We start from the raw sequence: 17,509 nt of genomic DNA on the forward strand, positions 1-17,509 counted from the left end.
AGTCATCGGTCGGGGGAGACGAAATGGAACGTTCCCTGTTAATTGAGCTGGCGCGCGATAAATATGTCGAGCGTTGCAAGCAACGGGCCTTCGATCATCTGGACCGAGGCGATCTCAAGAACGCGGTCGCCTCGTTTGTCGGCAATATGAACGCGCGTCCCGATTGCGAACTGCCGTCCTACTTGGGAACGCTTGGCGCTTTGCTGCTGACGGCGAACGATGCGTTCGGCTGGAGAACGCTGATTGAAGGATTGAGGTGATGATCCGATAAACGCAGGCATTGGGAGGTGTGGGGATGGCTCACTACAGGGCTTACCTTTTGGATCAGCACCACCACGTTATAAGCGTAGCCAATTTGCAGTGCGCCGACGAGCAGGAAGCACGGGAACGTGCTGCGCAGCTAGTTGATGCCAACGACATCGAGCTATGGCAACTCGATCGGCGTATTGCGGTCTTTGAGGCCCCCGCAAGCCGAACCTCGCAGGCGGCGAGAAGGGAAAAGCCGCAGCGCCCCAGGGAAAAATGAAGCAGCCTGTCAGTGCGCGAATTCTTCAGTGCATGAGACTTCGCAGCGTCCCGATGCGAGCGAACATCGAAGGGGCGCCGATCTGTAAGGAAGTCCCGCAGTTCGAGAACGTTTCCTCTGCCTGGTATTGGGAGTAGGGGAGCGAGAGCACCCTCGTCGTTCGAGGCGCGCGGCGGCCCGTTGCTGTGCCCTCTCCCCTTGCGGGAGAGGGCAGCGAGGCCGGTAGACGCAGACTCACTCGGGTGAGGGGTCTGTCTCCGCCTCGTAGCTTGCCCGCGTAAGCCGTTGATTCCACTATCGCCGGCTACTGTGCATGGGGTTGTTTTCGCGCTTTTTGTTTCGCGAGGATCGTCATGCCCGGGGAGGCGCTTACGCCGCCGCCGGCAGATCCGGATCGGCGATCGCGCCAGCAACGCGGACGCGCACGCGCAGCGCGTTGCCGGGCAGATACGCAATCGGCATGTCCTCGACGTCGACGGTCTTGAGGCTGTCGCGCGCGGCGCCAGCCTGGACGGCACGGTCCGCCGCGATATCGCGCGCGGCGGCGATCGCATCCTCCCGGCTGAGATCGCGGAACACCTGGTCGGCCTCGCCGCTGACTTGCGCGATCGCAGCGCCGACCGCATTGGCGCAGTCGCCATGCGGCACGCGCACGATCTCGGAGATGCCGGGCAGGCGATCCGGCACCAGGAAGGCGCCGCCGCCGACCGCGAGCAGCGGCACGTCGCCGGCTTCGGTCTTCATGCGGTCGATGTCTTCCTCGAGCTTGCGCCAGGCATCGCGCAGCGCGGCATCGATCAGGCGCTTCGGCAGCTTGGCGACGCGTGAACGGTCGCCGATGTCGATCAGGCCGGCCGCAACCGCAATGTCGGTGGCGGTGAGGCGCGATCCGCCGAACACCAGCGCGTCCGTCGTCAGGCGGTAGCCGACGCTGAGCGGGCCGACGCGGACCGGATCCTCGTCGACATGGCTGCCGCCGCCGAGCCCGATCGAGAGCAGATCGGGCATCCGGAACAGCGTGCGCACGCCGCCGACCTCGACCACGGCATTGGCCTCGCGCGGGAAGCCATGACGCAGCTGGCCGATGTCGCTCGTGGTGCCGCCGACGTCGACGACCATGGCATCGTCGAGGCCGGACAGATGCGCGGCGCCGCGCATCGAATTGGTGGCGCCGGAGGCAAAGCTCATCACCGGGAAGGCGGTGGCGATCTCGGCCTGCATCACGGTGCCGTCGTTCTGGGTCAGGAACAGCGGCGCATCGATGCCGCTGTCGGCGATCGCCTTGCGGAAGGCCGCAACCGTGGTGATCGCGAGATCGTGCAGGGATGCATTGAGCAGCGCGGCATTCTCGCGCTCGAGCAGGCCGATGCGACCGAGATCGTGCGACAGCGTCACCGCGACGTCGGGACAGATCTCGGCGAGGATCTCCCGCGCCGTGGTCTCGCAGGAGGGATCGAGCGGGGAGAAGCTCGAGCACACCGCGACCGAGCGCAGACCCTTGTCCCTGATTTTTCGCGCGGCGTCCTTCAGCCCGGAGGTGTCGAGCGGCATGAACGGGCGGCCGTCGTAATCGTGGCCGCCCTCCAGCATGAAGATCTCGCCATTAACAAGGGATGCGAGATCGGTTGGCCAGTCGCAGAACGGCGGCAGCGAGGCGCTCGCGGGCATGCCGATGCGGATCGCGCCGATCTTCTGCACGTGACGGCGCTGCACCACTGCGTTGATGAAATGCGTGGTACCGATCACGACCGCATCGACCTTGATCGCGGCGGCCGGCTCGGCGCGGAGCGCCTTGAGCGCGTCGAGGATGCCGGAAGTCACGTCGGCGGTGGTCGGGCGCTTGACGGAATGGACGACCTTCTCGTCGACGATCAGCACGGCGTCCGTGTTGGTGCCGCCGACATCGATGCCAATACGCTTCATGGGATCTTAAGCTCCAGCCTCTGCGGGCGCGAAGAGAGAACGGTAGTCGAGGTCGTAGCCGAAGGCGCGGGGGCCGACGAATTCGAGGCCTCGGGGGCTCGTCAGCACGGCCGGCGCCGGCAGGGCCACGACGGTGACACGCTGGCCGTAGCGCACGGTCTCGGTGCCGACGCCGTGGCCGTTGACGCTGTCGAGCACGCAGATCAGATCGGGCGATGTCGCGATAGCCTTCTCGCCACGCCAGGCCACGATCCACTCGTTCTGGAACGAGAGCACCAGCTTGTTGCCGCGGTCGGCGTCGCTGCCCTCGATCATGGCCGAACCGCGCAAAAATCCTTCCGTCGTGCGCCGGGCCACGTCGATGATCTTGCCGGTGAACAGCTTCTTGCCGCCTTCGGTGGCCAGCAGTGCGGCGATCGGATCCTCGTGACGACGATTTGCCTCCTGCACGGCGCGGCCGATGCCGATCGCCTTCGTGGTGGTGAAGTGGATGCCCCAGTCCTTCACCTCGCGCCCCGTGCGCGGCGCCTTGCTGGTGGAGGCGATCGAGCCCATCTCGACGCAGATCTTGCGGCTGGCCCGCTCCATCCACTTCCAGCTCGGCACCTTGGTGACGACGGCCTCGATGCCGCGCGGATCGTAGAGGGTGCAGGGATAGGGACGCAGGTCTCCGATCGCGACCGAGGTCATCTGCGCTTCGGGGAAGGCGCGGCCCATGCAATCGGCGTCGACCACGGGGATGCCGAGATGGGCGGCCGCCATCAGCGCCTGGACGCCGTTGCCGCCGCCGATCTCGACCGACATCACGGCGCGGAACTTGATGCCGTTGATCTCTTCCTGCATGCGCACGGCGCGCGCGATGTTGCGGCTGTCGGCGAGGCGCTCCTGTCCGACCAGCGGCGCACCCATGTTGGAGACCACGGCGACCCAGTCCTCGTCGTCGAGGTCGAGCGGCGACATCAACTGCACGCGGTGGCCCTCGGCATAGAGCCGGCGCAGATTGAGCAGGCCGAGATAGGGGCTGCCGCCGCCGCCGGTGCCGAGGATCCAGGCGCCGACCGCGAGCGCCTCGATCTCCTCGAGGCTGATCGTCTTCAATTCCACCTTGCTCACGACACCAGCTCCTCGACGATACGGGCCGCGGCGGCAATGCCGAGGATCACGGGGCCGGGATAGGCCGTGCGCACACGCGCCTTGTTGGCGCTGGTGTAGCTGATGCAATCCATCACCACGAGATCGGGCTCGAGGTCCGCCATCGTGCGTGCGGCTTCGTCGACGACGGCGTCGCTCGAGCCGGGACGCAGCGTGATGCCGACGACCTCGACGCCTTCGCGCTGCCATTTCTTGTCGATCAGCATGGTCTGCTCAGGCAGCGGCGAGAACACGCCGAGCCGGCCCTTCGGCAGCACGGCCTCGACGAGATTGTGCAGGATGGCCGAGGGCAGGATGACGAGGCCGTCGGCCGCGAGATTGGGGAATTTGCCGGTGCACGCCATCAGCGTCACGCCGACGCCCTCGTGCTTGAAGCGGGTGATCTGCTGGCTCGCGCGGCGCTCGACCTCCTTCTTGCTGATGGTGACGCCGTCGCCGTTCGGCAGCAGCGTGAACAGCGTGTCGTAGCCGTCCATCGGCGGGATCGCGTCGATCTCGGCGCGGCTCATGCCGTCGAGCGCGCCGCGCAGCTCGATCTCGATGTCCGGCGACAGCACGGCGGCGATTTCCGATGCGACGGTCGGGCGTGGACTCTGGCCGATCACGACCACCCCGATGCGCTGGTGCTTCAATGGCATGTTCATGTCTAGTCCTTCAAGACGACGAGATCGGCCGGCGTCCAGTCGAGCGTGACACCGTTGCCGGGAACGAACAGGCGGCTCGTGCCTGCATTGGGCTGTTGCACGAGGACGCGATAGCCGCCCTCGAGCGTGATGCGGTAGAGCACGGCGCCGCCGAGGAAGTTGGTGTTCTCGACGATGCCGTGGGCGGAGCTGCCGGCTGCCGTGGCGGCGTCAGCGCGCGGGATGAGGCGAATCTTTTCGGGACGCAGCGCCACCGAGAGAACGCCGGTGCCTTGCGCCTCGGTCGGCGGCAGCGCCAGGATCAGGCCCTTGCCGACGTCGAGCGCCGAGGCGACAGTGCTCGTCGTCGTGCGCTCGCCGCGAAAGATGTTGGTGTCGCCGATGAAGTCGGCGACAAAGCGCGTCGTGGGTTGGTTGTAGATCTCCGTCGGCGTGCCGACCTGCTCGACACGGCCGCCGTTCATCACGGCGATACGGTCGGACATCGCCAGCGCCTCTTCCTGGTCGTGGGTGACGAAGACGAGGGTCAGGCCGAGCTTCTTCTGGAGCTGCTTGAGCTCGAATTGCATCTGCTGGCGCAGCTTCTTGTCGAGCGCGCCGAGCGGCTCGTCGCAGAGCAGGACGCGCGGCGCGATCACGATGGCGCGGGCGAGCGCCACGCGCTGCTGCTGGCCGCCGGAGAGCTGGGCGGGGCGTCGGTCCTCGAGGCCGGACAGCTCGACCATGGCCAGCGCCGCCTTCACCTTGGCTGCGATGCTCGCCTTGTCGAGCCCGCGCATGCGCAGGCCGAAGGCGACGTTCTCGGCGACGGTGCGATGGGGAAACAGCGCGTAATTCTGGAACACCATGCCCATGTCGCGCTTGTGCGCGGGCACATGGGTGATGTCGGCGCCGTCGACGCGGACCGCGCCCGCGCTCGGCGTCTCGAAGCCGGCGATCATGCGCAGCGTCGTGGTCTTGCCGCAGCCGGACGGGCCGAGCAGGGAGAAGAACTCGCCCTGCCGGATGTCCATGGCGACCGCGTCCACTGCGCGGACGCCGCCGTCATAGACCTTGCTGACGCCGGCGATCTCGATCGACGCGCTCATGCGCGGAAGATCCGGTTGACGCGTTGGTCGATCTCGTCCTTGCGCTCGTTGTACCACTTCCAGTCGACCTGGATCAGCTTCGAGACTTTCTCGGGCGTGGTGAGCAGCTTGGCGTCGTACTTGGCGTCGAGCTTCACCTTCTTGTTGGCCGGCGAGTACCACACGGTTTCCGCGAGGCGCTTCTGCACCTCTGGGCGCAGCATGTAGTTGACATAGGCGTTGGCGAGCTCCTTCATCTTGCTGCCGGGCGTGATGGTCAGGACCTGCTCGAGCGACAGCACGCCTTCGCTCGGCGAGACGAAGTCGGTCGGCTGGTTCTGCCCGTCATAGCGGTAGATGCCGGAATCGTGGATGACGCAGAGGCCGACTTCGCCCGACAGGAGCATCTTCTCCATCGCGCCGGTGAAATCGACGATCTTGATCGGCTTGAGCTTCTCCAGTGCGGTGTAGGCCGCATCGAGGTCGGTCTGTCCCTTGCCAAACAACGTGCCGCACATCATCAGGAAGGCCTGGCCGAGGCTGTTGACGGGAATGACGTAGCCGCCACGGACGCCGTTGTATTTCGCGTCCCATAGCTCCTTCCACGAGGTGATGCTGCCATAGCCCTTGTCGGTGCGCAGGCCGAGCCCGATGGCGCTGGTGAAGATCGAGACGCCGACGATCTTGTCGCTGACGGCGTAGGGGTAGACGTCGGCGAGATTCGGCACGAGCCTGGGATCGATCTTCGGCTCGACGAGGCCCATCTCGGCGGCGGCCCACTGCTCGTTGGAATTGGTGTGCAGCACGTCATAGATGGGCGCGGAGCGCGAGCTCGCCTGAAGCTTCGGCAGATAAGGGAACGCGGAATCGATCTGGAGCTTGCACTTGAACTCGCTCTCGAAGGCGGGGCCGATCTCGGCCTTCATGATCTCGCCCCACTTGCCGCCCCAGCCGGTGATGCGCAGCGTCGGATCGTCGGCGCGCGCGACGTAGGGCGCGGCAATCGTGCCGATGCCGAGCGAGGCGCTCGCGGTCAGAAAGCGGCGGCGGCTGAGCCGTGAGGATCCCTGAGCTTTCATCATGTCTCGATTCCTTCGGGTGCAATGAGCGGTTACAATTTGACGTAGGAGCGCAGGCCGACCGTGCGGTCGAGCCCGATGACGACGACAAAGGCGAGGACGATCGAGACCACGGAAGCAGCCCCAATCGTGCCGTCCAGATCGAACTTGAGATAGTTGAACAGCGTGACCGGCAGCGTCTCGTTGCCCGGCGAGACCAGGAACAGCGACACCGGAAACTGGTCGAAGGAGACGATGAAGGCGAAGATTGCGCCTGCCAGCACGCCCGGCTTGATCAGCGGCAGCGTCACCTCGAAGAAGGTGCGCAAGGGACTTGCGCCGAGGTTCTGTGCCGCTTCCTCCAGGCGCGTGTCGAAATTATGCAGCACGGCGAGCGTGGTGCGCACGACGTAAGGCAGCGTCACCAGCGTGTGGCCGGCAACGAGGCCCCAGGTTGGACGTCCCACGTCGAGCAGCACATAGGTCTGGAACAGCGCAAGTCCGGTCAGGATCGCCGGCAGCATCAGGGGAGATAGCATCGTCGCCACGATCAGCCGCGCGCCCGGCAGATTGCCGCGCGCCAGCGCGAGCGCGGCGGAGGCGCCGAGGATCGTTGCCGCTATGGTGGTAAGGACTGCGACTTCGAGGCTGAAGCCGAGCGCATGCATGAAGTCGCGCGATGCGAAGAACTTCTCGAACCAGCGCAAGGACACGCCAACCGGCGGAAACTGGATGAAGGGCGTCGGGTTCAGGGCGAACACGACGACGATCGCGATCGGCGCCAGCAGGAAGATCAGGATGGCGATGTTGACGGCGAGATAGAGATAGCGGCCGTAATGCCTGACGCTTCCGGCCGTCCGCGCGGGAGCCGCCTGCCGGGCCGCCGCGAGCGATGGGCTGTGCGAGGCGGTGGTTTGCATCGTCGGCCTCACTGCAATTCGCGCTGGCCGGAGACGAGGCCGAGCGCGCGGTTGTAGGCGACGACGAGCCCGAGCGAGATCATCAGTAGGACGATGCCGAGCGCGGCGGCGAAGCCGACGTTGAAGTTCGCGGAGATCTGCTGGTAGATCAGGATCGGCAGCGTCATGATCTGGAAGCCGCCGAGCAGGATTGGCGTGACATAGGCGCTGATCGCCAGCGCGAAGACGAGCAGCGAGCCGGCGAGAATGCCGGGCAGACTCAAGGGTAGCGTCACCTCAAGGAAGGCGCGCAAGGGGCTTGCGCCGAGATTTTCCGCGGCCTGCTCCAGCCGCTCGTCGATGCGGCCGATCACGCCGGTCAGCGTCAGCACCATGAAGGGCACGTAGATGTGGACGAGGCCGACCACGATGCCGGTCTCCGTGTACATCAGCTTGAGCGGCTGGCCGATGACGCCGAGCGACATCAGGGTCTGATTGACGACGCCCTTGTCGGACAGCAGCGTCATCCAGGCGAAGGTGCGCACCACGATGCCGGTCAGCATCGGCGCCAGCACCGCCATCAGCAGCAGGGCGTGCCCGGTGCGGCTCTTGATGCGCGCCATCCAGTGCGCCAGCGGATAGCCGATCGCGAGCGCGACCAGCGTGGTCACGAGTCCGATCCGGATCGTGGTCCAGATCACCTCGAGATAAAAGGGATCGTCGACCATGCGGGCGTAGTGACGCGTGGTGAAGGCGACCTTCGGCGCCACCACCGGATTGCCGGTGAGCACGCTCATCAGCGCCATCAGCCCGATCGGCAGGAAAAAGAAGAGGGCAAACAGCAGCGCGCTCGGCAGAATGAAGAGCGCAAGGCCGTTGGGGCGCTGGGCGGCGGCGCTGCTCATCGCGTCCCCGTCTGAACGCGTGCCGTATCCTGATCGAGCGGATCGCCGGTCATGCGCCGCAGTTTTGCGGCCATCGCCGCCAGCTCACGGCGGACATCAGCGCGCTCGGCGGCGGTGGTCGCCTGCACCGAATAGGACACCGCGATTCCGATCATCTCGCCGGTCTCGCCGCTCTTCAGCGCAAAGCCTTGCGAGCCGACGCCCTCGATCGATTCATCGGCCGCTTCCGACACGCCGGTGCGGCGGATCTCGTCGAGGCGGGCCATCAACTGCTTGAAGTTCTGCGGCGAGTTGCGCGGCAGCTTTGGATAGGTCGCGGGTACGCGCGCGCGAATGTCCTCGTCGGTGAGGCGGGCGAGCATGGCGCGGCCGTTGGAGGTGGCGAGCGCCGGCGTGCGCTGGCCGGGCGGATTGACGACACGCAGGGGATTCGAGCCCGGCACGATCCTGAGCACGACCTGCTCGTAGCCGTCGAGCACGGCGATATAGCCGGTGTGGCCGGTGCGGGCGCAGACCTCGCGCAGCTCGCGCTCGGCCATGCTGATGAGATCATCATGGGCGCGGTGCAGCCGGCCGAGCTCAAAGGTGAGCAGACCCGGCCGGTAGCGGCGGGTGTGCGGGTCCTGCTCGAGCAGGCCGCAGTCGCGCAAGGACCGCAGCAGCCGCGAAGTCGAGCTCTTCGGCTTGCCCGTCAGTGCCATCACGTCCGCGAACGACAGATCCGGCCGCGCGCTGGAAAAGCAGCGCAGGATCTCGATCGCGTTGGTGAGGGCGCTCATGAAGATCGGTCCAAGGCAGTTCCAAATTCCGGAACCTTGTCCCGAATTCTAAGCCTGGCGCGGAAACGGGCAAGCGGAAATTTCCGGCAGGGTGGTGCCCGATTGCGCAGATGCGGCGGAAGGTCGCTCGCCGTGTCGAAACGGCGCACCGCGGTTGGGCGGTGCGCCGCTTTGGGATCAGGCCGCTTCCGCGGCGATGTTGCCGATCCAGTCGCGGGCGAGCGTCACGTCGGCTTGCGACAATTGATGGCCCGCCGGCAGGACCTTGTGAGTCACGCCGGCACCTGCCTGCGACAGCAGCGCAGCGAGCCGTGCCGAGTTGCTCGCGGGCACGATCGGATCGGCCTGCCCGGACAGGAGCAGGACCGGCTTGCCGCCGAGCTCCGCCTTGGGCGGATCCGATAGCGGCACCATGGCGCGCAGCAGGATCGCGCCCGCCAGCACGTCCGGTTTCAGCAGCAACAGCGCGGCTGCGATGTTGGCGCCGTTGGAGAAGCCGACCGCAACCGGCGCGGCGATGCCGTAGCGCTGCCGCGACTCGCTGACGAAGTCGCCGAGCTCGCGCGCACGCAGGCGCACGTCGTCCTCGTCGAACACGCCCTCAGCGAGGCGACGGAAGAAGCGCGGCATGCCGTGCTCGAGCACGCGGCCGCGCGGCGAGAGCAGGGCCGAGCCGGGCGAGATCATCTTGCCGAGCCCAAGCAGGTCGTTCTCGTCGCCGCCGGTTCCGTGCAGCAGCAGGAGCGGGGCCGAGCCCGCGCTGGTCGCGGGCTCGAAGCGATGGATGAATGCACTCTCGGTCATGACACGCTCTCTTCCAGGCTCGGCAGTACGTCTTCGATCTGCTTGCGGTGTTGTTCGAGGAAGCTCGGCAGCTTCAGGTCGCGTCCCAGCGTCGCCACGGGTTCGTCGACGGCGAAGCCGGGGATGTCGGTCGCGATCTCGAACAGCACGCCGCCGGGCTCGCGGAAGTAGATCGAGCGGAAGTAGTTGCGGTCCCTCTGCTCGGTCGGATGCAGGCCGTGATTGCTCACGAGCTTTTGCGCCATCTTACCCTGCTCGGCATCGTCAGCCGCGCGGAAGGCGATGTGGTGCACCGAGCCGCCGCCCTGATGGCCGCGCAGGAAGCCCTTGGCCTCATAGATGTCGACGACGCTGCCCTCGGCATCGCCCGGCGCCTTGAAGCGGATCACCGAGCCCTCGCGTCCGGTCTCCTTGAAGCCGAACACGTCGGTGAGGACGGCCGCCGTCTTCGCCGCGCTGTCGAGCAGCAAGGTCACGCCGTGGAAGCCGCGGATCGCATGCTCGGCCGGCACGTCGCCATTGCTCCAGCCCGGCTCGTTCTCGGCACCGGGAACGCCGACCAGCGCGAGCGCCATGCCATCGGGATCGGTGAACGGCAGCACGGACTCGCCGAAGCGCTTCTCCAGCGCCTCGTAGGGAATGCCCTTCTCGGTGAAGCGCTGCGTCCAGTAGCCGAGCGAGCGCTGCGGCACGCGGAACGCGGTCTGGTGGGTCTCGCCGACGCCGCGGCGCCCGGCCGGCACGCCGGCCCAGGGGAAGAAGGTCAGGATGGTGCCGGGACGGCCGGTCTCGTCGCCATAATAGAAGTGATAGGTGCCGGGATCGTCGAAATTGACCGTCTTCTTGACGAAGCGCAGGCCGAGATCCCTGGTGTAAAAGCCGAAATTCCTGATGGGGTCGCCGGCGATCGCGGTGACGTGGTGCAGTCCAGACATTGTCGTCCTCCAAATTCGGGGAGCGGTCTTGCTCTGGCCGGAAATATCGTTCCGCTTTGGATTGGAGACAATCCGTGCAAATATGACGTCTATGTCTACGATTTGGAAACAATCGCTGGAGCGGGCGCTTGGATAAGGTCGCCAGCCTCCGGGCCTTCGTGAAGGTGGTCGAGAGCGGCAGTTTTGCCGAAGCGGGCCGCCAGTTGCGCCTGTCGCGCTCGGCGATCAGCAAGTACATCGCCGATCTCGAGGAGAGCCTCGGCGTCCAGCTCCTGAACCGGACCACTCGCCACGCGAGCCCGACCGAGAACGGCCAGCGCTATTTCGAGCGCGCGGTCGTCATTCTCTCGGAGATCGAGGCGGCCGACCAGGCGGTGGCGCAGCTCCAGTCGGCACCGCGGGGACTGTTGCGCGTCAACGCGCCGATGTCGTTCGGCACCATGCGGCTCGGGCCGGTGCTGGCCGATTTCATGGTGCGATATCCGGAGCTTCAGCTTCAGATCGTGCTTAGCGATGATCTGCTCGATCCCGTGCAGGATGGTTTTGACGTGACGCTGCGGATTGCGGAGCTGGAATCTTCCAGCCTGATCGCGCGCAAGATCATGCCGGTGGCGCGCATGATCTGCGCTTCGCCCGACTATTTGGCGCGTCATGGCACACCGAAGCATCCGCAGGACCTGCGCGAGCATGCGTCGCTGACCTACGGCTTCCTGCTCACCGGCAATCAGTGGAAGCTCACCGGCGCCGACGGCGATCACTGGATCCAGCCGGCCTGGTCGCTCTGCGTCAACAATGCCGAGGTGTTGCGCGACGTCGCAATCAAGGGCAGGGGGCTGGCGCTGCTGCCCGAGTTCATCGCCGCTGATGCCTTGCGGAAGGGCGAGCTGGGCACGGTGCTGGATGATTATTCGGCGCCGCCGCTCGCGCTCTATGCGGTCTATCCGCCGACGCGGCATCTGTCAGTGAAGGTGCGGCTGTTCATCGACTTCCTGGTCGAGCATTTTGGCCGCGAGGAGGGGACAGGTAGCGGGCGCAGACGTGCGGAGGCTCGGTCGTGAAGGCATGAATCTGCCGGGCTACGGTGCGGTGGGCGGCATGAGTTCTATTCATTCGTCAACGTTGGTGACAGTAATTCGCTCTTCCGCGAACGATTGGAAGAAGCCCGGCGACCAGCAAAGACCATGAGGATTGTGCCTTTGCTGAGAGTCCCCGAGCGGTCGCTGGATACGATTATACCGTAACGGAAACCTGAACTTTCTTCCCGTCGCTTGGGACTCATATTTGCGTCCCGACTTTGCGCCTTAGGATAGAGTGCTTCAGCCGCTGCCGGGGCGTTGCCAAGGGCTCTCTTCCGTGCCACCGCGAAGAGCCGGGGCATGACGAGTAGCTCGCCAGCACTTCTCAACTTGATTTCAACAAGCGCAGGAGGAAGCTATGCGGAAGTCTCTCACCTTTTTCCTTTCTGGCGTGATATTGGCCGTCGCGGCGTCAACAGCCGTAGCCGGTGAGCGGGTGCTCGAGTTCAAGCTGGTCACGAAGCCGATCGACCTCAAGGTCATAGAGGCCGCAAACGTCGAAGGACAGACGGTTGTCTCTGGCAAATTCTTTGGTGTCGCCGTATTCAACGATGGCCGTATCGGAGTGAAAGAGTTCGTCAACGCTTCGGACCTGCTCAAAGGGTCAGGCCCCTTTTTCGGCTATAGCACCTACACGTTCGAGGAAGGCTCGATTACGGCGCGCTACACCGGTTCGGCCAAAGACGGCAAATCGACGGGCGAATACACAATCCTGTCGGGCACAGGTGCCTATGCGAACGCCACGGGCACGGGAACAATCGAAAGCGCTCCGAACCCATTCAAGGGCGTCAACCTGTTGAACATAAAGCTCGTCGTTAAAACTCCGGGCTCGTGACAGCTGTACACCAAAGGAGTTGATCCCTTTGGCGCGTTGGTCCGGCCGGAAGCACATCGCCGGCCGGGCAAAGTTCGAAGATCTCCATCTGGGCAAATCTAGCTGACCGAACCTTGTTCGGCGGGCTGAAGCAGATCGTCCAGCGCGCGCATCGACGCCTGCTGAAGCTCGGCGAGTTCGCGCGCAGCATTTTGGTACTCAGGCGATGACATCGCGGGCGCCGCCAGCTCGACGTCGCGGCAGCGATCGAACAGGCGGACGAGCCCGAGCGCGCTCGCCGCGCTGCCGAGCTGGTGCGCAGATCGTGCGAGCTGCGCGTGATCGCTGGCCGCCGCAGCCTTGGCGACGTCGTCGATCAATCTTGCGCTGGTCTCGCCCAGCAGATGGCGGAGCTTTTCGATTTGCGCAGGCCCGAGCAGCTCCCGCTGATCGTCGAGGAAGTGCCGGTCGATCAATCCGTCTGCGGCAAGTTGCGGTGCTGCCGGCGCGTCCCAGGGATCGTCCTCGATCGCCTCGCGCAGCGCATTGATCAGGATTGGCTTGCTGACGACCTTGGCGATCCCGGAGCCCGCGAGCCGCTCGCGGGCGCTGCCCGACACGTCGGCCGTCACGGCGATGATGCGCGGCATCCTCGGCAGACCGAGCTTGCCGATCTGCGACGCCGCCTCCACGCCGTCCATGTCGGGCATGTGCAGGTCCATCAGGATGACGTCGAACACTTGATCGCGGGCGAACTCTATGGCCGACGCGCCGTTCCTGGCGATCGTGGGGCGATGGCCGAGCCGGTTCAGGATCGCTTCGCCGACTTCGCAATTGACGGGATCGTCGTCGACCAGCAGCACGCTGAGCCGCCGCGACGGCGGCAGGACCGTACCTTGCGCGATACCGCTCGCGGCGCGGCCAAGCGGCACCTGTAGCGTGAACGTGCTGCCCGCGCCCGGCGTGCTCTCCACCGTCAGCTCGCCGTGCATCAGGCGCGCCAGCCGCCGCGCGATCGCAAGTCCGAGGCCGGTGCCGCCGAACCGCCGCGCGATGCTGTCGTCCGCCTGGACGAAATCCTCGAAGATCCGCTCATGCATGTCGGGCGGGATGCCGATCCCGGTATCGCGAATCGTGATGCGCAGCAGGACGTGATCGTCGTTCTGCTCGGCGACCGCCTTCAAGCCGATCCCGCCGCGCGGGGTGAACTTGATGGCATTGCCGATCAAATTGAGCAGGATGCGATTGAGCCTGACAGGATCGCCGTGCACGGAGGTGTTGACCGTCGCATCGCTGGCAACGTCGAACGTCAGTCCCTTGTCGAAGGCCTGCGGGCGCATCAGATCGGCGGCGGCCTCGATGAGCTGGCCGAGACGGAAGTCGCGTGTCTCCAGCGTTTCGGCGCTGGCTTCCAGGCGGGCATATTCCAGGATCGCATCGACCAGCGCGATCAGCGTTTCGCTCGATGCGGCGGCAGTGGCGAGGTGGCGGCGCTGCGCTTCGCCGAGGCTGCCGTCGTCCAGCAGCTGCAGCACGCCCATGACGCCGTTCAGCGGCGTGCGCAGCTCGTGGCTGACGACGGCGAGGAAGCGCGACTTGGTCTCGTTGGCCTGGACGGCAATGTTGCGCGCGCGCTCGGCCGCGTCATGCTCGGCGAGGGCGTGGTCGCGCGCCTTCTCGAGCTCGGAGGTTCGCTCGATGACCTTGCGCTCGAGCGTCGCGTAGGATTCGCGCAAATGCGCGGCCATCCGGTTGAACTGGTCACCGAGCGCCTCCAGCTCGTCACCGGTCTTGATCGCGAGCCGTAGGCCGAGATCGCCGCTGCCGATCCGGCGCGCGCCCTGCGTCAGGATCTGGATCGGCACGGTCATGCGCCGGCTGAGAAAGAGCGAGACCAGCACCGCGCAGGCGAGCAGAACGACGAGGAGAAACGTCGAGCGGCCGATCGACGCGTAGATCGGCGCATAGGCTTCGGTCAGCGGAAGCTCGACGAACACCACCCAGCCGAGCGAGGGCACCGTCGCATAGGTCGACAGCACGCGTTGACCGGACAGATCTTCCTTGACCAGGCCGCCTGACGGTGGCCCGACGCCATCGAGCGCGGCGCGAACGTCGGCATGTCTCGAAAGATCGCTGCGGCGTAGCGCCGGCCACAGATCGGGATGTGCGATCAACAGCCCCATGCGGTCGACCACATAGGCCTTGCCGGTATTGCCGACCCTGATCCCCGCGACGAGGTCCCAGATGAAGCGCAGATTGACCTCGGCGACGATCACATTGGGACCGCGGCCGACGCCGCGCGCGGCGATCGTCATGAACGGCTCGGTGTCGCCGAAGAAGTACACCGGCCCGTAATAGGTCCGGCTTTCGTTGGCGCCACGGAAGGCGGGCGAAGCGGAAAGGTCGATCTTGCTGCCGATCCTGTCCGCGACGCGGCGCGACACGCGCACCTGCTCGCGGCCTTGCGCGTCGAGCTCGGCGATTTCCGCGATCGCGGGCGAGAGGCGCAGGAGGCGGATCGCGTTCAGGCGCTCGTCCTCGTTCGTCGACAGCTCCGGGGGCAGGCGGGAGAGCCATCTGATCTGGTTCTCGATCTGGCCGATGAACTGGCCGATCTGAATCGCCGCCGACGCTGCCTGCTCGCGCTGGGTTGACGCGAGGAGCTGCTTCTGCTCGCGATAGGAGAACCAGACGTCGAAGCCAGTGTTGATGGCGAGCGCGGCAAAGGCGAGAGCGACGATCGAGTAGAGATATTTGCGGAACAGCCGGCCGGGAGGCGTCCGCAAATGTCCCTGGTCGATCGTCTCGTTCACTCGCGGATCTCGTCGGCGCGTGCGAGCAGCGTGAATGGTATGGTCAAGCCGAGCGTGCGGGCAACTGTGCGGTTGATCAGCAACTCGTATTTTCGCGGCGATTGCACCGGCAGATCGCCGGCCTTGGTGCCGCGCAGGATGAGATCGACATAGTCGGCCGAACGGACTTCCAGCGTCGGCCCGTAGCTCATCAGCCCGCCTGCATCCATGAAATAGTGGAAGGGATAGATCGTCGGTACGCGATACTTGGCGGCTGCCGCGACGATCGCCTGCCGGTTGACCACCAGAAAGCTGTCGACGAGGGCGATCATTGCCGCCTTGGGCGGTTCGGAGAAGCGGCTGACGGCTTCGTCGATCTCCGTTGGGGCGCCGACGGGGGCGGGGGCAACGGACACTCCCGATGTCGCAGCTTCTTGCTCGATCGAATCGAGAAAGAAACGCCCCGCACGAGGTGTGGTCGCCGGGTTGAACAGGACACCGACGCGGGTAACATCCGGCACGGCCTCCCGGACGAGCTGAAGCCATTTGCCGCCCATCTCGGCGGTGCTGCTGGTGAAGCCGGTGACGTTGCCGCCGGGGTGCGCAAGGCTTTCGACGAAGCCGTTGCCAACAGGATCGTTGGCGGTCGCAAAGACGATCGGAATGGTCTTGGTGGCTGCAAGGACCGCTGCGGTTTCGATCGTCGACCCCGTCAGGATCACATCCGGCTTGAGCTCCAGCAGTTCCTGAATCGCCGCCTTCAGTTTGTCCGATGGGCCGAAGGTCGAACGGAGTTCGAGGCGGAAGTTGACGCCTTCGACCCAGCCTCGCTGCCTGAGCCCGACGATGAGACCACCCAGGCGCGAGGTCGGGGTTTCGATCATGCTCCTTCTGGTCAGTTCGTCGTCGAGCGATAATGCCGTCAGCGAAGCGACGACCCGCATGCGATCAGGTGTTGCGCCGAGCGCGAGCCATCCCGCAGCGGTTGCGCTCGCAAGGCGAATGAACCCGCGGCGATCGACCGCGAAAGGCCGTTCGTTCATGAAATTCTTTGCATGATGCTTGCCCCAAGGCGGATGCTTAGCGCGAACGGCCGGCAACCACAATTGATGAAAAAATGCGCTTGTGAATGTTCATTCGCAGCGTTTGGCAACCCGATACCGTATTCCTACGCCGCTGAGGAGTCGCTGTTTCGAGCCTTGTCTGCTCCGTGATGTTTTGTAACGCCTTGTGGCATTGCAATATTTTCCGTCTCGGGTGCGACGGTGGTTCGGAGAAGCCGATTTCGTGACTGCCGATTTTTGAAGCGTTCTTTCAAGTTGTTTCGAAGGTTTTCGATGCGCAAAATCTATCTCGTTCCGGCCCTCGTCGGTCTTCTCACCTCCGTTGCTGCGGGTCCGTTGGCGGCCCAGGGCGCCGTTCCAAAGCAGAAGGCCGCGCAGGCTCCGAAGGCTGCCGCGGCTGGGGCTGCTCCGGCAGCCGGCGCTCCGGCGGCGGCCACGACCGAGGCGCCGAGCGCCGGCGCGGATGACAAGGTCAAGGCGATCGACGGCTTCCGCTCCGCCAAGTTCGGCATGAGCGAAGCCGACGTGCGTGCGGCGATGATCAAGGACTTCAACGCCAAGCCCGACGCCATCAAGGCGCAGGACAACGCGTCCGAGCTGACGCACAGCATCCTCATGTCGGTTCCAGAGCTGCTGCCGAACGGCGGGACCGCCGAGCTCTCCTACGTGTTCGGCTACAAGTCCAAGTCGCTGATCCAGGTCGGCGCCGTCTGGTCGAAGGGGACCGACGCGGCGATGACGGCGGAGAAGCTGTTCTCCAACGCCAATATCCTGCGCGCCCATTTCATGGGCGAAGGCTTCAAGCCTGATTCCATCGCGGTCAACATGCCTGTTGCCGGCGGCATCGTGATGTTCCGCGGCAGCGACGCCAAGGACCGCTCGGTGATCCTGCTGCTCCAGGGCACGTTCGAGAACAAGGAGAACCAGCGTGTGCTGACGCCGACCAGCCTCCTGCTGTTCTACGTGGCCGACGCCAAGAGCCCCGACATCTTCAAGCTTCCGCCCGGCCAGTTCTGATGCCGGACGCTTCCACGACATTCTCCCACCCGGTTGTGGATCGGCGCCAATGCC

Annotated in this window: 17 protein-coding genes; 5 read left to right on the plus strand and 12 right to left on the minus strand. The window is 65.3% G+C overall.

Annotated elements, in window-relative coordinates; translation table 11 throughout:
* The first annotated feature begins 23 nt into the window (after nt 1-23).
* Nucleotides 24-260 (plus strand): hypothetical protein, encoded by a 237-nt coding sequence (locus E4K65_RS01920; protein ID WP_135172660.1) that lies wholly within the window; start codon nt 24-26, stop codon nt 258-260.
* 35 nt (nt 261-295) lie between these two features.
* A complete protein-coding gene (locus tag E4K65_RS01925) occupies nt 296-526 on the plus strand; it encodes a hypothetical protein (RefSeq protein WP_049823663.1) in 231 nt (76 codons plus the stop codon).
* 369 nt (nt 527-895) lie between these two features.
* On the opposite strand, the gene E4K65_RS01930 is transcribed toward E4K65_RS01925, so the two are convergent.
* The 10 genes from E4K65_RS01930 to E4K65_RS01975 all read right to left on the minus strand — a co-directional run bounded on the left by E4K65_RS01930 (nt 896) and on the right by E4K65_RS01975 (nt 10,692).
* Nucleotides 896-2,449, minus strand: a complete 1,554-nt coding sequence (locus E4K65_RS01930; protein WP_135172661.1) for a hydantoinase/oxoprolinase N-terminal domain-containing protein — start codon at nt 2,447-2,449, stop codon at nt 896-898.
* A gap of 6 nt (nt 2,450-2,455) precedes the next feature.
* On the minus strand, nt 2,456-3,562 hold the full coding sequence (locus tag E4K65_RS01935) for an S-methyl thiohydantoin desulfurase family protein (protein WP_135172662.1): 1,107 nt from the start codon (nt 3,560-3,562) through the stop codon (nt 2,456-2,458).
* Nucleotides 3,559-4,245: an AroM family protein gene (locus E4K65_RS01940; RefSeq protein WP_135172663.1), complete on the minus strand. Its 687-nt coding sequence runs from the start codon at nt 4,243-4,245 to the stop codon at nt 3,559-3,561. Before E4K65_RS01940 ends, E4K65_RS01935 begins: the two co-directional genes overlap by 4 nt.
* Nucleotides 4,246-4,247: 2 nt before the next feature.
* Entirely contained in the window at nt 4,248-5,333 is a 1,086-nt protein-coding gene (locus tag E4K65_RS01945) for an ABC transporter ATP-binding protein (RefSeq protein WP_167770450.1), read from the minus strand.
* A complete protein-coding gene (locus E4K65_RS01950) occupies nt 5,330-6,394 on the minus strand; it encodes an extracellular solute-binding protein (RefSeq protein ID WP_135172665.1) in 1,065 nt (354 codons plus the stop codon). Before E4K65_RS01950 ends, E4K65_RS01945 begins: the two co-directional genes overlap by 4 nt.
* A 29-nt stretch (nt 6,395-6,423) precedes the next feature.
* Nucleotides 6,424-7,290, minus strand: a complete 867-nt coding sequence (locus E4K65_RS01955) for an ABC transporter permease (protein WP_167770451.1) — start codon at nt 7,288-7,290, stop codon at nt 6,424-6,426.
* An 8-nt stretch (nt 7,291-7,298) separates the two neighbouring features.
* Entirely contained in the window at nt 7,299-8,174 is an 876-nt protein-coding gene (locus tag E4K65_RS01960) for an ABC transporter permease (RefSeq protein ID WP_135172667.1), read from the minus strand.
* Nucleotides 8,171-8,953: an IclR family transcriptional regulator gene (locus E4K65_RS01965; protein ID WP_135172668.1), complete on the minus strand. Its 783-nt coding sequence runs from the start codon at nt 8,951-8,953 to the stop codon at nt 8,171-8,173. The genes E4K65_RS01960 and E4K65_RS01965 overlap by 4 nt, the downstream gene beginning before the upstream one ends.
* Before the next feature lie 177 nt (nt 8,954-9,130).
* The gene (locus E4K65_RS01970) at nt 9,131-9,757 is read right to left on the minus strand and encodes an alpha/beta hydrolase (RefSeq protein ID WP_135172669.1); all 627 of its coding nucleotides are present in this window, start codon (nt 9,755-9,757) and stop codon (nt 9,131-9,133) included.
* Nucleotides 9,754-10,692, minus strand: coding sequence for a ring-cleaving dioxygenase (locus E4K65_RS01975; protein WP_135172670.1), 939 nt, complete (start codon nt 10,690-10,692; stop codon nt 9,754-9,756). Before E4K65_RS01975 ends, E4K65_RS01970 begins: the two co-directional genes overlap by 4 nt.
* Before the next feature lie 128 nt (nt 10,693-10,820).
* On the opposite strand from E4K65_RS01975, the gene E4K65_RS01980 reads away from it, so the two are divergent.
* Entirely contained in the window at nt 10,821-11,750 is a 930-nt protein-coding gene (locus E4K65_RS01980; protein WP_167770452.1) for a LysR family transcriptional regulator, read from the plus strand.
* A gap of 376 nt (nt 11,751-12,126) precedes the next feature.
* Nucleotides 12,127-12,603 (plus strand): hypothetical protein, encoded by a 477-nt coding sequence (locus E4K65_RS01985; RefSeq protein ID WP_135172671.1) that lies wholly within the window; start codon nt 12,127-12,129, stop codon nt 12,601-12,603.
* A gap of 98 nt (nt 12,604-12,701) precedes the next feature.
* On the opposite strand, the gene E4K65_RS01990 is transcribed toward E4K65_RS01985, so the two are convergent.
* Complete coding sequence (locus tag E4K65_RS01990; RefSeq protein WP_135172672.1) at nt 12,702-15,395, minus strand: hybrid sensor histidine kinase/response regulator; 2,694 nt, start codon at nt 15,393-15,395, stop codon at nt 12,702-12,704.
* The gene (locus E4K65_RS01995; protein ID WP_167770453.1) at nt 15,392-16,417 is read right to left on the minus strand and encodes an ABC transporter substrate-binding protein; all 1,026 of its coding nucleotides are present in this window, start codon (nt 16,415-16,417) and stop codon (nt 15,392-15,394) included. Before E4K65_RS01995 ends, E4K65_RS01990 begins: the two co-directional genes overlap by 4 nt.
* A 294-nt stretch (nt 16,418-16,711) precedes the next feature.
* Between E4K65_RS01995 and E4K65_RS02000 the strand changes: the two genes are divergently transcribed.
* Complete coding sequence (locus E4K65_RS02000) at nt 16,712-17,455, plus strand: hypothetical protein (RefSeq protein WP_135172674.1); 744 nt, start codon at nt 16,712-16,714, stop codon at nt 17,453-17,455.
* The last annotated feature ends 54 nt before the right edge of the window (nt 17,456-17,509 follow it).

Origin of the sequence: Bradyrhizobium niftali, from assembly GCF_004571025.1 — a bacterium.
Lineage (GTDB): Bacteria > Pseudomonadota > Alphaproteobacteria > Rhizobiales > Xanthobacteraceae > Bradyrhizobium > Bradyrhizobium niftali.